The sequence below is a fragment of the Nocardiopsis nanhaiensis genome (assembly GCF_054778635.1).
Window position 1 is genome coordinate 1 of sequence record NZ_BAAGZJ010000065.1, and the last position, 13,833, is coordinate 13,833.

A 13,833-nucleotide genomic window follows, 5' to 3' on the forward strand; every position below is an offset into this window, starting at 1 on the left:
TGGGGGCCGCTTGGGGGCTGCGGTCCGTTAGGGGGGTGGGGGCCGCCCTGGCCGCCCTGCGGGCCCGGTGGCGGGTTCCGGGGGTGCTGTCCTGGAGGGGCGGAGCCCTGCGGCGGCTGCGGGCCGGGGCCGCCAGGAAACGGGGGGCGCTGGGCCCCGGATCCGTCCACGGGCGCGCCGGGCGCCTGCTGCGGGTCCGCTGTGGGAGGCTGACCCTCAGGCTGGGAGGGTGGTGAGCCGAGCAGGTCCTGGCCGTGGCCGGCCTCCGGGTGGAGAGGCCGTCCGTCTGGGCCGTGCTGAGGCGGGTTCGGATGGGTACTGATGGGAGTCTCCGAAGGCTTTGAGGGTGGGACTGGGCCGCGGCTCTCCGGGCCCGTGGCCTGATCCGCGCTGCCAGCGTCCGCCGCCGGTTCGGTGACCGTGACGGGCGTCTCCAAGGTGGACGTCAACGCCCGTGGTAGCGGGTGAAGACGGGTCTTTCGGTGCAAGGGTAGCCAACGTGCGGGCGGGGGAAGGACGAAGCACTCCTGACTGCAGGCATAATAAAAGGCGGAGAGGTCACGGATGTGAACCCGTCCCGGCGCTTTCCCGCCAGACGATCCCGCCGGTCCCGCCTGTCGCTCGTTTTGACCTGCGTCAGGATGGACGGGTAGGATATTTCGTCGTTGTGCGTTGAGTTGCCGTGGGCCCCAAACTCCCGAAGCTGGGTGCCGATCCACGCACCATCGTCTGCGCACTCACGACCGGGTTGTCCTGATTGGACATGGGACATCCGGCCAAGTAACAGATCCGCACCCGCGGGGTCTGTTTCCGGCCCCGCACCCGTAGGGGTGTTTTGTAATACGAGTCCACCATCCCGTTCGGGATGGGGCAGCCGACTGAAGAGCGAAGGCAAACGATCGTGCGCACATACAGCCCCAAACCTAGCGATGTCCAGCGTCAGTGGCACGTTGTCGACGCTACCGATCTCGTGCTCGGGCGTATGGCGAGCCAGGTTGCCACGCTGCTTCGGGGTAAGCACAAGGCCTACTACGCGCCCCACATCGACACCGGCGACTTCGTGATCGTCGTGAACGCCGACAAGGTTGCGCTGACCGGCAAGAAGCTCGAGCAGAAGCGCGCCTACCGGCACTCCGGCTACCCCGGCGGTCTGCGTTCGATCTCGTACGCCGACCTGCTGGAGAAGAACCCCGAGCGGGCCGTCGAGAAGGCCATCAAGGGGATGCTGCCCAAGGGTTCCCTCGGCCGTCAGATGGCCAAGAAGCTCAAGGTGTACGCCGGCCCGGAGCACCCGCACCAGGCCCAGCAGCCGGTTCCGTTCGAAATCACCAAGATCGAGCAGCCCGCCTAGGCGTTCGCAGACTTTTACAGGAAGCACGAGGATAACCGTGGTCGAGCCCACCGGCATCGAAGACGTCGCGCAGGACTTTGCTGAAAACCCCGAGGAGTTCCCCTCGGAGTTCACCAGCGAGTCGGACGAGACGACCGCCGCCTACGTCCCCACCGCGTCCGGCCCCAGCGCCGGCACCGGTCGGCGCAAGAAGGCTGTCGCCCGAGTCCGTATCACCCCTGGCGCGGGTGAGTGGAAGGTCAACGGCAAGCCGCTCGAGGACTACTTCCCGGACAAGGTCCACCAGCAGACCATCAAGGACCCCCTCGTCTCGCTCGGGTTCGACGGCGCCTACGACGTCTTCGCCCGACTGGACGGCGGCGGCCCCAGCGGCCAGGCTGGCGCGCTGCGGCACGGCATCGCCCGTGCGCTCGCCTCCCTGGACGTGGAGAACAACCGCCCGACGCTGAAGAAGGCCGGCTTCCTCACCCGTGACGACCGCGAGGTCGAGCGGAAGAAGGCCGGTCTCAAGAAGGCGCGCAAGGCTCCGCAGTTCTCCAAGCGCTAATGCTCATGCGCCGGCACCTGCTCGGCTGAGTTCTCGCCCGTACGTCGTCCCCGCACCCGGGGGCGGCGTACGGGTTTTTGTTTTTTCCGGTGGCTCTCTCCGCCACGCTGAACTTCACCGGCGCCGTAGCCCGGCGCCGCTTCTGAAAGGGGCTGTCGCCTGTGGCTCGGCTGTTCGGAACAGACGGCGTACGTGGTCTCGCTGGTCGCGACCTGACCGCTTCGCTCGCCCTCGACCTGTCCATCGCGGCGGCGAGGGTACTGACGGGCAAGGACGAGGAGCGGCGCCCGCTGGCGGTGGTGGGTCGCGACCCCCGCGCGTCCGGCGAGTTCCTGGAGGCCGCGGTCGTCGCGGGCCTGGCGAGCACCGGTGTGGACGTGGTCCGGGTCGGTGTGCTCCCGACCCCCGCCGTGGCCTACCTGACCGGCGCCCTGGAGGCCGATTTCGGCGTGATGCTCTCCGCGAGCCACAACCCGGCCCCGGACAACGGCATCAAGTTCTTCGCCAAGGGCGGGCAGAAGCTCGAGGACTCCCTGGAGGAGGAGATCGAGGGCATGCTCGGCGTACCCTCGAACCCGGCAGTAGGCGACGCGGTCGGCCGGGTGACCGACTCCCACGAGGGCGCCGAGCTCTACACCCGGCACGTTCTGGACTCCCTGCCGCACGGCCTGAAGGGGCTCAAGGTGGTCATGGACTGCGCCAACGGCGCGGCCGCCACCGTGGCCCCGGAGGCGCTTCGCCGGGCGGGCGCCGAGGTGATCGCCATCGGGGACGCGCCCGACGGCCACAACATCAACCAGGGCTGCGGGTCCACGAGCCTGAGCGCCCTCCAGGAGGCGGTGCGTCTTCACGGTGCCGACGCCGGAATCGCCAACGACGGCGACGCCGACCGCTGCCTCGCGGTGGATTCCGAGGGCAACGTCGTGGACGGCGACCAGATCCTCGCGATCCTGGCGACCGAGGCCAAGGAGGCCGGGCGCCTGACCGAGGACACCCTCGTGGTGACGGTCATGTCCAACCTGGGGCTGAAGCTGGCGATGGCCCGCGAGGGTATCTCCGTGGTGGAGACCGCGGTGGGCGACCGGTACGTGCTGGAGGAGATGAAGAGCGGCGGGTTCGGCCTGGGCGGTGAGCAGTCCGGGCACGTGATCCTGCTCGACCACGCCACCACAGGTGACGGCCTGCTGACCGGTCTGCACCTGCTGGCCGCCATGTCCCACCGCAAACAGGGCCTGGCCGAGCTGGCCAAGGTCATGACCCGCCTTCCGCAGGTCCTGATCAACGTCCCCGACGTCGACAAGGCCCGTGCCGACGACTCCGAGGAGCTGGGCCAAGCGGTGCGCACGGCCGAGGCCGAGCTGGGCGAGACCGGGCGGGTCCTGATCCGGCCCAGCGGGACCGAGCCGAAGGTCCGCGTCATGGTGGAGGCCCCTGAGCAGGGGCAGGCCACCGCCGTGGCCGAGCGCCTCGCCGGGGTGGTCCGCTCGGCTCTCGGCTAGGGGTTTCTCAGGGTTTTCCGCGCATCCGGGCACAGAGTGGCCCAGGTGCGCGTTTTCGTGTGTGCGGTGTGGTGGGGCGGGCCCCTGACGCGTCCTGCATGGGCTCGGACGCCTTGAGGCCGGTCGGGTGGGGCGGAAGAGGAGAGCGGACATGGTGACGGACGTGCGGTACGGGCACTCCTTGACGGTCGGCGTGGACATCGGCGGGACCAAGGTCGCGGCGGCCGTGATCACGGCGGGTGGCCGGGTGCTGGCGCGCCTGCGAGCCGAGACGCCGGAGCGGAGCAAGAACCCCTCGGTGGTGGAGGACACCATCGTGTCGGTCGTGTCCGACCTGCGCCAGGAGTACACGGTGCGCGCGGTCGGGGTGGGAGCCGCCGGGTTCGTCGACGAACGGCGGGCCAACGTGCTGTTCTCCCCGCACCTTTCGTGGCGGGAGGAGCCGCTCAGGGACGCGCTGTCCGTGCGTCTGGGGCTGCCCGTGGTGGTGGAGAACGACGCCAACGCCGCCGCCTGGGCCGAAGTGTGCGCGGGCGCCGGGCGCGGCGTGGACGACGTGCTGGTCGTCAACCTGGGCACCGGGATCGGCGGCGCGATCGTGCAGGACGGTTTGCTGCGCCGCGGCCGGTACGGGCTCGCGGGGGAGTTCGGGCACATGACGGTGGTCCCCGGGGGCCACCGCTGCGAGTGCGGCAACCGGGGCTGCTGGGAGCAGTACGCCAGCGGCAACGCGCTCACCCGGGACGCCAGGGAGCTGGTGGTCGCGGAGTCACCGGTGGCGGAGGCGCTGAGCCAGGCGGTGGGCGGCGACCCGCTGCTGATCACCGGCCCTCTGGTGAGCGAACTGGCCCACAAGGGCGACCGGGCCTGCCGGGAGCTGTTGGAGGATGCGGGCGGCTGGCTGGGAGTGGGCCTGGCCAACCTGGCGGCCGCCTTCGACCCCGAGCTCTTCATCGTCGGGGGAGGGGTCTCGGAAGTGGGTGAGCTGCTGCTGGGCCCGGCGCGGAGCGCGTTCGAGAAGGGTCTGACCGGCCGGGGCTACCGTCCGGAGGCGGGGGTGGTGGCCGCTGCTCTGGGCAACGAGGCCGGGATGATCGGCGCGGCCGACCTGGCGAGGGAGGCGCTGCCGAGGGGGCGGCAGCGCCGACGCCAACAGCGGCTGGGCCGGGGCCGGTGGTGAATCAGCGTGGTCCCAGAGCCCGAACGTCGATGTCGAGTGCGAAGGGCATGTCCAGTTTGAGCCGCTCTCTGGCGATCGTGACCGGCACGTACCTGGGATCGTAGGTGCCGTCGAGTTCGTACACGTGGACCGCGGGACCGTTCTCCTCACGTTCGATCCGCCAGAAGTGCGGGATACCGGCGGCTGCGTACTTCATCGGCTTTGTCGTCCGGTCCCGGTCCTGGGACTCCTCTGAGACGACCTCGACCACGAGCAGGACATCCTCCGGCGGAATGTGGGTGTCCGACTCCCAGCCCTCCTCACCCCTCTCCCGGTAGACGACGATGTCTGGCTGAGGACGCTGGTACTTCCCCAGTTTCATCGTCATCTCAACCATGACGTCGATGTCTTCGGGGGCGGTCTGCAGGAGTTCGAACAGCAGGTTCGTCATGACCTTGCCGTGGAACTTGGTCTGGGGGGAAAGCAAGACGAGCGCTCCGTCGATGAGCTCCATCCGGGGGGCGCCCGGAGGAAGGCGGTCCATGTGGTCGGCGGTCCAGCCCCCGGGCGGGGTGAGGAACCATTCGGGGAGCGGCTCGGCCATCGAATCCTCCTGGGTCGATTCCTGAGCCCACTCTAGTGTCGCTGCTCTTCGCATGACAGGAAGGTAGCCCTCCGTGACGGCAGAGTGGGGCTCCTTGCCCATACCCGCCTGGGGTCCGTTCAACAAGGCTGGTCACAGTATTACCCGCGATTAACCGAACCCGGTTCTAGTGTGTGGGTCACATCCTCTGTAGAGTGCGGCACATGGATCTCAACGGAATCTCCGCCCTCGTTACGGGCGGCGCGAGTGGCCTCGGTGAGGCCACCGCCAAGGAACTCGCCTCCGCCGGTGCCACCGTCGTCATCGCCGACCTCAACGCCGAGCGCGGCGAGGCCGTCGCGAAGGAGATCGGTGGCGTCTTCGTCTCCACCGACGTCTCCCAGGAAGACCAGGTCAAGACCGCGGTGCAGGCGGCCGCGGACACCGGCAAGCCCTTCCGTGTGGCGGTCTCCTGCGCCGGCATCGGCTGGGCCACCCGCACGGTGGACCGGCACGGCAACCCCCACGACCTGGACAGCTACCAGAAGGTCATCCAGGTCAACCTGATCGGCACGTTCAACGTGCTCCGCCTTTCGGCGGCCGAGATCGCCAAGACCGAGCCGATCAACGAGGACGGCGAGCGCGGCTCCATCCTCAACACCGCCTCCCTCGCCGGTATCGAGGGCCAGATCGGTCAGATCGCCTACTCGTCCTCCAAGGGCGGCGTGATCGGCATGACCCTGCCGGCTGCGCGTGACCTCGCCGCCGTCGGCGTCACCGTGAACACCATCGCCCCCGGCATCCTGGAGACGCCCATCTACGGCGACGGCCCGGGCTCCCAGGAGTTCAAGGACCGGCTCGCGGCCCCGGTGCCCTTCCCCAAGCGCCTCGGCACCGCCGAGGAGTTCGGCAAGCTCGCCCGGACCCTCCTCGAAGTCACCTACGTCAACGGCGAGGTCGTCCGTATCGACGGCGCCCTGCGCATGCCCCCGAAATAGGAGGACACCGTGTCCGACGAGGTTCTCTACACGTCTGAGGACGGCATCGCCGTCATCACGATCAACCGCCCCAAGGCCAAGAACGCGGTCAACGCCGCGGTCGCCGCCCAGATCGCCGAGGCGCTCGACGACGTCGACGCCCGCAAGGACGTCACCGCCGCGATCATCACCGGCGCCGGCGGCACTTTCTGCGCCGGGATGGACCTGAAGGCCTTCATGAAGGGCGAGGTCCCGGTGGTCGAGGGCCGCGGATTCGGCGGTTTCGCCGAGCGGGGCCCGAAGAAGCCGCTCATCGCCGCGGTCGAGGGCTACGCCCTCGCCGGCGGTTTCGAGGCCGTGCTCGCCTGCGACCTGGTCGTGGCCGCGGACGACGCCAAGTTCGGCATCCCCGAGGTCAAGCGCGGTCTGGTGGCCGGTGCCGGTGGCCTGCTGCGCCTGCAGAACCGCATCCCGCGCAACGTCGCGATGGAGTTCGCCCTCACCGGTGACTTCGTCGACGCCAAGCGGCTCGCGGACCTCGGCCTGGTCAACCAGGTCACCGAGAGCGGCGGCGCCCTGGAGGGTGCCAAATCCCTCGCGGCCCGCATCACCCCGAACGGTCCGCTGGCCGTGAACGTCTCCAAGGAGATCTTCCAAGCCTCGGATGACTGGTCCACCGACCAGATGTGGGAGAAGCAGAACGAGCTGGCGGGCCCGGTGTTCGTCAGTCACGACGCCATGGAGGGGGCGGCGGCCTTCGCGGAGAAGCGCACCCCCGAGTGGAAGGGCGAGTAGCCCGCACCCGCTCCGCGTGACCCGGCGGCCGCCCCCGAGGGCGGCCGCCGTTGCCGTTTCCCAGGGCTCGCCGGGCTGTCACCTAAAGTCCGTGAATAACTACCCTCCGTGTGTAATCTATGGGTGTCCGCCACCGGTCCGACGGAGGAAACGGCGCCGTGAACCACACACCTTCCTTGCGCGGGCCCGTGTCCGCGGCGCCAACGGGCACTGCCTGGGTCGAGTCGCCCTTGCAGCTCCTGTCCGTCGCGGAGGCGCACGCCTCGGGCCAGCTCTTCGAGGACGGCCAGATCCTCCTCCGCCCCGGGGCCCGAGGCCTCGCGGAGACCGCGGCGGAGCTGCGCCGTCTCTTCCCCGCGAACACCGCGCTCACCAGCCCTGCCCGGGCGCCCGAACCCCCGGCCACGGCCGACGGAGTGTGGGCGATCGGCGACGTCTTCTCCGGCCAGGTCCAGCGCGCCCTGCTCGCCGCGCCGCGGTGCCGGATCGTTGTCGTCGACGACGGATTGGCCACCTGGCACCTGATCCGCCTGCTCAGCTCCGTCGTTCCCAGGCCCCTGCTGCGTGCCCGCGCCAGGAAGAGCCCCCTCCGCGCCGTGCTCGGTGCCGCGGTGGCGCTAAGGCTGCGCCAAGCGGCCCGTTGGGGCAGGCTCTCCGTCTTCACCATGCTGCCCATGGACCCGGCGCTGGCCGCGAGGGCCGAAGCGATGGGCGTGCGCATCGTCCGCCACGGGTTCGGCATGCTGCGCTCGCTGCCCGACCAAGCCGTCCCGAGCGAGCGCCGGATCGTGCTCGGCACGGCCCTGGTCGCCGACGGACTGGTCCACAGGTCGAACTACCTGACCTGGCTCGACGGGCAGTCCCTGACTGGACCGCTCGCCTACTATCCGCACCGCAGAGAGGATTCAGAGGTGCTCAGCTTCCTCGACAGGCACCCCCGCATCCGGGTGATCCGCCCGGCCATTCCCGTGGAGCTCTCCCTCCGGGGGCTCGGTCCCGAACACACCGTCATGGCGCCGCCCTCCACGGCGCTGGTGTCCCTGCGCACCCTCGCCAAAGGGGCCGATATCCAGGCCGTGAGCCTCCCGGAGCACTGGTGGACCAAACGGGCCCGCCCCACCCTCCGTGCTGACCTGTCCGCCAGCGTGGAATTCGAGGCGGTGAGCGGTGAGGGGAACTGAGCAGCGGACCCGGACACGGGTCCTGGCGGTCGCCGACTCCGACTCCTACGTGAAGCTATCCGCGGCCATGCTCGACGCTGTCCCACGAGAAGGCTATGACTGTGGACTGGTTGTCGTTCGCTCACCGATAGCGCCCTCCCCCGGCCAGCTGCAGGCCGCCACCGAAGCGACTCGACAAGCAGGGGTCAGCATTCCGGTACTGACACTGCTCCAGATTCGGCGCTTGGTCAGGCGCATGCGCCCCGACGTGGTGATGCTCAACTGCACGGGGCCGGTCGTGGACGCCCTGGCCTCAGCGCTTACGGCTGCGCTGCGAGGGCACCGCCCCGTGTTGGTGTCGGCCCTTCCCGGAATCTCGGTCCCTGCCACCGAGAAGGCCTGGCTCTACCGATCCCAGTCCGACCTGTTCGTCCTGCACAGCAACCGCGAGGTCGCGGAGTTCGGGGGCTTAGGCGAGAAGCTGGGAGCCACCGGTGACGTCGGACTGGCGACCCTGCCGTTTCTGCCTGGGCCGGTGGCGCGGACTGCAACGGCCGACCGGGTGGTATTTGCTGCCCAGGCCAAGGTCCCCCATGCGAAGGAGGACCGGGAGGCCGTCCTTCAGGCCCTTGCCGATTTGGCGGAAAGCCGACCGGACCTGGACGTCGTAGTAAAGCTCAGGGGCCGGGAGAACGAGGCGCAGACTCATCGCGAGCGCCATCACTACGAGGCGCTGTGGCGGGAAATGGTTCGAGCGGGCCAAACCTGGGAGGGAGCGCTGCTCTTTGCGACCGGTTCCATGGCGGAGCAGTTGGAACGGGCCAGCGGTTTTGTCACCGTGAGTTCCACGGCGGCGCTGGAGGCGATCGCTCTTGATGTGCCCCTGGCCGTTCTCACCGACTTCGGCGTGGGCGCGGAACAGATCAACGTGGTATTCCAGGACAGCGGAGCCTTCGGCACCCTCGCGGACGTACGCGCCGCACGGTTCCGCCACCCGGATCCGCTCTGGACCGAGCGGAACTACTTCCACCCTCCGGCAGAGAACGACTGGCTGGAACGCATGGATGACTTGGTGAGGAGGGCGCGCCGGGGCGTGCTCGGTGCACGCCCCGATCTCCTTCTCGAAGCCGGTCAGGTCCGCGCGCGTCGAAGGGTCCTGATGCGCCTGAGCGTGCCGTACACCGCTGTTCGGGGTTCCAGGGTCCTACGCAGGAAGCTGCGGGTCCTGCGTAGGACCCTGTGGGGCAGTGGAACTGGTTTGCGTGCCTGACCAGATGGGTCGACCGGTGCCTGCGGAGCGGCCAGACCAAGTGCTTCGAGCCTGCGCCGCTTAAAGTAGCGCAACAGGTCCCCGTCGTATCCGCGCAGGTATTCTTCGGCCTCTTCCCGCAGGTGCGGGTAGGAGGCCGCCTGCATGCAATAGGCGACGGCGTTGACCAGGCGTGGCATCTCCTCGGAATGGTGGCTTTCGGCGATGAGTGGCGGGGCGACTTCGCCGGAGTCGAGCAGCCTTGGCATGGTGGTGTCGGCGATCACCAACGGCATCCGGTTGCTGTTCTCGTAGGGGGTGATCCTTTTCAGCAGGAATTCGGTGCCCACGGTGGCGACCGGGATCCCGTAGACACGGCTGGCCGTGGCGAGCGCGGTCGAGAAACATCCGACCACGAGTTCGGGCGGGTCCATCTCGTACCCGGCCTCCACAGGAACTTCGCCGTCCAGGATTTGTAGGTCGATCCGGGCCTCCTCTGCTGCCGCCCGCATGTGACCGGTGGTCCGGTCGGCGTGTACTGGGTGGGGTTTGAAATCGACACTGCGGTGTCCGGCTGCGGCGCAGGCCTTCAGCGCTCGTGTATACAGCCGGTCTTCTTCCGCTGCGCTGATCATCCCCAGGGAGGACAGGTACTGACCCAGGACCAGGGCGGTGCCGGAGCCTTCTCTCCCGGTCGGCCCCTGTGCGATCGAGCTCGCGGATATCTCGGCTGCGGCCTGCCGGAAGCTCGCGGGGTCGAGCGGTAGCGTGGGAACTCCGATTTCGCTGAGCAGCAGGGGAGACAACCCCGGGACGAGGTCCAGGTAGAGCAGCCGTTCGATCCGGGTGGCCACTGTGCGGTGCTGTGCGGACCGGGTGGGGCTGTAGCTCATCAATCCGTCCGAATAGACAGTGATGCGCGCGTCGTCGAAGAGTGCCGCCAGGGCTTGCGCTGGGGGAACCTGGATGGATTCGATCACCAGTTCCGGAGGTTCGTCATTCAGCTGGAAGCGGTCCTTCAACAAGGACCGGAGCATTCGCAGATCACCGCTGCGGGGTGTCCAGTGAGAGGGGTGCTGGGGCCAGATGAGTTCGTTATAGGACACGACCTGGTCGAAGCGCTTCCGGATATACCCGAACCCCGAGGCGTCGGCCAGGGGCGTCGATAGCTCGGGTGTCGGTCCGTTGTCCACGGTGAGCAGAACTCGATGCTCGCTACCGAAGAGACCGCTGTCGATCGCGGCTGCCAGGCTGAGCGCCCCGAAGAACTTCGACGCTACGAAAAGCTGGGACATGGGTGCCTATCGGTGGTGGCGGATGGGACGGCTGCTGGTGTCAGGCGTGACTGAGAGGCTGCGCGGGGTCGTGGAGTCCGCGCAGGAATCGGGCGCGCTGACCGCCCATTTCACGGATGACTTGGTCCAGCCGATCCTGCGGTAGGCCGCGCATGGCCTGCCTGCTCCGGGCGAGAAGGGTTTTCCGGAGGTCAGGGGTGTACTCGACCCCTTTGGCGTTGTGGAAGTGGAGCAGGGCACAGTAGGTCCGCAGGGCCTTGGCCACATAGGGCTCGAAGGCCGCTTCGGCCGTCACCTCGTCGACGATCTGCTGCATGGCGTCGAGAAAGTGGAGTTGACGGCTGTCCCGTACCTGAGTGAGCGAGCCGGACACCTGGCGGCGGTAGAACACGCCGATGAGCGGGACCCGCGCGTAGGAACGCGCGTGCAGGTGCAGGCGCCAGGTCCACAGTCGGTCCTCACAGCTCAGTAGCGAAGCGTCGAAGTCGAGGAGTCCTTGGTCGGAGAGGCGTCGGTCGAAGATCCCGGACCAGGCGTTCGGGTAATCGACCATGGTGAACAGGTTGCACGGCAGGATCCCGCCGCGCGGGTCCAGTCTGCGCCCGACCCTGCCCTCGGGCGCTGTGTGGAGAACACGGCGGCTACCGAATACCTGGACGTGATCCGTTCTCACGAAGTCGACGTTCAAGTCCCGGAGGGCGTCCACGGCCTTGGGCAGATAGCCCGGGGACAGCCAGTCGTCACCGTCGAGGTAGGTGATGTAGTGGCCCGAGGATTCTTGCAGCCCCTGGTTGCGTACGTGGGAAGCCCCGGTCGGGTGTTCGTTGTGCAGGAGCCGCAGGCCGGGGAGGCGTGCGCGGAAGCCGTCCACGATCTCGGAGGTCCGGTCGGACGAGCCGTCGTCGATCACGATGTACTCGAAGTCGGGACGGTCGTTGCGGACCAGGCTGTTCAGTGTGTCGCCGATGTAGGGTTCCACGTCCTTGGCCGGAATGATCACGGACAGGGATGCCATGCGTCCTCCATGGAGGGTGACAGTGTGAATTCGGAGAGTGGCCGGCGAAGCCGTCTCGCCGGCCACACTCCAACCGGGCCGGCTGGTTAGATGGTGGTGCGGCGGAGGCGCTTGCGGGGCTCCTCCTCGCCCGGGAAGACGCGTTTGACGCCGTCGCCCAGGGCATCCTGGATCACCCGGATGTCGCGGACCAGGTTGTTCAGGCCGGTGGGTTCCAGGGACGCCGAGTGGTCCGATCCCCACATGGTGCGGTCCAGGGTGATGTGCCGTTCCACCGTGACCGCGCCCAGCGCGGTGGCCGCCACCGAGATCTGCAGCCCCGCTCGTGGCCCGAATAGCCCACCGGGACGCGGTAGCGCTCGCGCAGGGTCTCGATGGTCCGCAGGTTCCCTTCCTCCGGCGGCATCGGGTACGTCGAGGTGGAGTGCATGATGACGAGTCGCCGCGCCCCCAGAACGGTGACCGCGGCGTCGATCTCATCCAGTGTGGACATGCCGGTCGAGAGCAGGATCGGTTTACCGGTCTCGGCCAGGGCGCGGAGCAGTTCGAGGTCGGTGATGGAGGCCGAGGCCACCTTGTGGGCGGGCACCTCCATCTCCTCCAGGAACTCCACCGACGGGACGTCCCAGGGTGAGGCGAACCAGTCCAGCCCCAGCTCGGCGCAGTACTTGGTGATCTCGGTGTACTCGTCGCGGCCGAGCTCCACCCTGTGCTTGTAGTCCAGGTAGGTCATCTCGCCCCACGGCGTCTGGCGCATGCGCTGCTGCTGTTCCAGCGGGACGCAGATCTCCGGGGTGCGCTTCTGGAATTTCACCGCCTGGCAGCCGGCCTCGGCGGCCACGTCGATCAGCTTCTTGGCGATCTCGACGTCACCGTTGTGGTTGATGCCGATCTCCCCGATGACGTACACGGGTTGACCGGGGCCCACCTGGTGCTCGCCGATCGGCACGGGCGTGATCTCGGTCCTCAGGTGCGGTGGAGTGCTGGTGCGTTCGACGACAGAGGTCATCGGGTTCCCTTCCGGGCCTTGAGTACACGTTCACAGAGTTCTCGGACCGCGCCGTCGCCGCCCTTTCGGTCCAGGACCACGCGCGCCGCGGCCAGGACCTCCGGGTGCGAGTCGGGAACGGCCACCGGCCAACCGACCAGGGACAGGCATCCCAGGTCGTTGACGTCATTTCCCACGTAGGCCACACGTGCCGGGTCGAGGTTCTCCTCGGCCAGCCACTCAGCCAGGGCCGTCCGTTTGTCGGACAGCCCGTGCAGGACCGGGGTCTTGAGCTTGTCGGCCCGGGCGCACACGACCGGGTTCTCCTCGGTGGACAGGATCAGGACCCGCACCCCGGCCTCCCGGAGGAGTTTGACCCCCATGCCGTCGGACCTGCTGACGGTCACGGACTCCCCGCCGCTCTCGGTGACGGCGGCCCGGTCGTCGGTGTGGACCCCGTCGAAGTCGGTGACGACGGCGTCCACGTCGACGGGTGCCCTTTCCGGGTCCGCGAGGGGTGCCAGACCGCGCACCAGGCGCAGGTCGTCGGGTACGTCCACCTCGAAGCCGTGCAGCGGGGAGACCTCCTCCGCGGCGATTCTGCCGAAGAAGCGGTGGCGGTGGGCGCGCAGGCCCTGTGCACGCATGGCGTAGAAGGCGCCGGTCTCCTGGAACTGCGGGTCCCGGTCCTGCCTGCGGGGGCGGTGTGTGTGCTCGTGGTTGACCCCGCGGGCGCCGGCCGGGGTCGGGCGCCACAGGAAGGCGTGCGTCTCGGTCGCCGAGAACACGCTGTCGGCGTCGCCGTCGAGGATGCGCCGGACGGCGGAGTCGAGGTCGGCCGGGCTGATGAACGGGCTCGTGCACTGGACGAAGACGATCACGTCCGGAGCCGCCCCGTCGGAGTCCTCGAGGGTGTCGAGCGTGTGCAGGAGGACGGCTTCGGAGGAGACGGTGTCGCCGCCCAGGTTCGCGGGGCGCGGCAGCACGCGGGCGCCAGCGCCGACGGCGGCCTCCGCGATCCGCTCGTGGTCCGTGGACACCACGGTCTCGTCCACGGTGCGGGCGGCCTCGCAGGCGCGGACCGCGCGGGTGACGAGGGGGACGCCGCCGACCGGCTCCACGTTCTTGAGGGGGATTCCCTTCGAACCTCCGCGTGCGGGGATGACGGCGGCTACGCGCACAGAGCACTCCCAGTTTGGTAACCCTAAGTAGTCA

General features: G+C 68.7%; 12 protein-coding genes and 2 pseudogenes. 9 read left to right on the top strand and 5 right to left on the bottom strand.

All coding sequences use genetic code 11. The features are described 5' to 3' along the window. The 5 genes from ACYVD1_RS25135 to ACYVD1_RS25155 form a co-directional block, all read left to right on the top strand. A partial coding sequence (locus ACYVD1_RS25135) for a hypothetical protein (protein WP_460776969.1) occupies nucleotides 1-236 on the top strand: 236 nt, incomplete at its 5' end. Between the two features lie 665 nt (nucleotides 237-901). Beyond that, nucleotides 902-1,351 (top strand): 50S ribosomal protein L13, encoded by a 450-nt coding sequence (gene rplM, locus ACYVD1_RS25140; RefSeq protein ID WP_460747661.1) that lies wholly within the window; start codon nucleotides 902-904, stop codon nucleotides 1,349-1,351. A 37-nt stretch (nucleotides 1,352-1,388) separates the two neighbouring features. Continuing rightward, nucleotides 1,389-1,898 (top strand): 30S ribosomal protein S9, encoded by a 510-nt coding sequence (gene rpsI, locus ACYVD1_RS25145; protein WP_460747662.1) that lies wholly within the window; start codon nucleotides 1,389-1,391, stop codon nucleotides 1,896-1,898. 161 nt (nucleotides 1,899-2,059) lie between these two features. Then, a complete protein-coding gene (glmM, locus tag ACYVD1_RS25150) occupies nucleotides 2,060-3,397 on the top strand; it encodes a phosphoglucosamine mutase (RefSeq protein WP_460776970.1) in 1,338 nt (445 codons plus the stop codon). 151 nt (nucleotides 3,398-3,548) lie between these two features. Then, the gene (locus ACYVD1_RS25155) at nucleotides 3,549-4,577 is read left to right on the top strand and encodes an ROK family glucokinase (RefSeq protein WP_460776971.1); all 1,029 of its coding nucleotides are present in this window, start codon (nucleotides 3,549-3,551) and stop codon (nucleotides 4,575-4,577) included. 1 nt (nucleotide 4,578) lies between these two features. Here ACYVD1_RS25155 and ACYVD1_RS25160 read toward each other — a convergent pair whose 3' ends face one another. Continuing rightward, nucleotides 4,579-5,160: a Uma2 family endonuclease gene (locus tag ACYVD1_RS25160; protein WP_460776972.1), complete on the bottom strand. Its 582-nt coding sequence runs from the start codon at nucleotides 5,158-5,160 to the stop codon at nucleotides 4,579-4,581. A gap of 203 nt (nucleotides 5,161-5,363) precedes the next feature. Here ACYVD1_RS25160 and ACYVD1_RS25165 point away from each other — a divergent pair, with 203 nt between their 5' ends. The 4 genes from ACYVD1_RS25165 (at nucleotide 5,364) to ACYVD1_RS25180 (ending at nucleotide 9,341) form a co-directional block, all read left to right on the top strand. Next, nucleotides 5,364-6,137: an SDR family NAD(P)-dependent oxidoreductase gene (locus tag ACYVD1_RS25165; RefSeq protein WP_460776973.1), complete on the top strand. Its 774-nt coding sequence runs from the start codon at nucleotides 5,364-5,366 to the stop codon at nucleotides 6,135-6,137. Nucleotides 6,138-6,146: 9 nt separating this feature from the next. Next, nucleotides 6,147-6,911 (top strand): crotonase/enoyl-CoA hydratase family protein, encoded by a 765-nt coding sequence (locus tag ACYVD1_RS25170; RefSeq protein WP_460776974.1) that lies wholly within the window; start codon nucleotides 6,147-6,149, stop codon nucleotides 6,909-6,911. Nucleotides 6,912-7,069: 158 nt separating this feature from the next. Then, the gene (locus ACYVD1_RS25175) at nucleotides 7,070-8,092 is read left to right on the top strand and encodes a hypothetical protein (RefSeq protein WP_460776975.1); all 1,023 of its coding nucleotides are present in this window, start codon (nucleotides 7,070-7,072) and stop codon (nucleotides 8,090-8,092) included. Then, a complete protein-coding gene (locus ACYVD1_RS25180) occupies nucleotides 8,079-9,341 on the top strand; it encodes a DUF6716 putative glycosyltransferase (protein ID WP_460776976.1) in 1,263 nt (420 codons plus the stop codon). Before ACYVD1_RS25175 ends, ACYVD1_RS25180 begins: the two co-directional genes overlap by 14 nt. Before the next feature lie 338 nt (nucleotides 9,342-9,679). Here the strand turns inward: ACYVD1_RS25180 and ACYVD1_RS25185 are convergent. From ACYVD1_RS25185 to ACYVD1_RS25200, 4 genes and pseudogenes are all read right to left on the bottom strand, one after another. Further along, nucleotides 9,680-10,615, bottom strand: a pseudogene (locus ACYVD1_RS25185) (polysialyltransferase family glycosyltransferase); the annotation flags it as partial. A gap of 40 nt (nucleotides 10,616-10,655) precedes the next feature. Next, on the bottom strand, nucleotides 10,656-11,630 hold the full coding sequence (locus ACYVD1_RS25190) for a glycosyltransferase family 2 protein (RefSeq protein WP_460776977.1): 975 nt from the start codon (nucleotides 11,628-11,630) through the stop codon (nucleotides 10,656-10,658). Nucleotides 11,631-11,716: 86 nt separating this feature from the next. Beyond that, nucleotides 11,717-12,639 (bottom strand): annotated as a pseudogene (locus tag ACYVD1_RS25195) (N-acetylneuraminate synthase family protein). After that, complete coding sequence (locus ACYVD1_RS25200) at nucleotides 12,636-13,799, bottom strand: cytidylyltransferase domain-containing protein (protein ID WP_460776978.1); 1,164 nt, start codon at nucleotides 13,797-13,799, stop codon at nucleotides 12,636-12,638. The pseudogene ACYVD1_RS25195 and the gene ACYVD1_RS25200 overlap by 4 nt, the downstream one beginning before the upstream one ends. Nucleotides 13,800-13,833: the final 34 nt, after the last annotated feature.

Bases quoted from the DNA above. Each gene is read 5' to 3' on its own strand.
- ACYVD1_RS25155 (WP_460776971.1), top strand. From the start codon at position 3,549: ATGGTGACGGACGTGCGGTACGGGCACTCCTTGACGGTCGGCGTGGAC.
- ACYVD1_RS25160 (WP_460776972.1), bottom strand. From the start codon at position 5,160: ATGGCCGAGCCGCTCCCCGAATGGTTCCTCACCCCGCCCGGGGGCTGG.
- ACYVD1_RS25165 (WP_460776973.1), top strand. From the start codon at position 5,364: ATGGATCTCAACGGAATCTCCGCCCTCGTTACGGGCGGCGCGAGTGGC.
- ACYVD1_RS25190 (WP_460776977.1), bottom strand. From the start codon at position 11,630: ATGGCATCCCTGTCCGTGATCATTCCGGCCAAGGACGTGGAACCCTAC.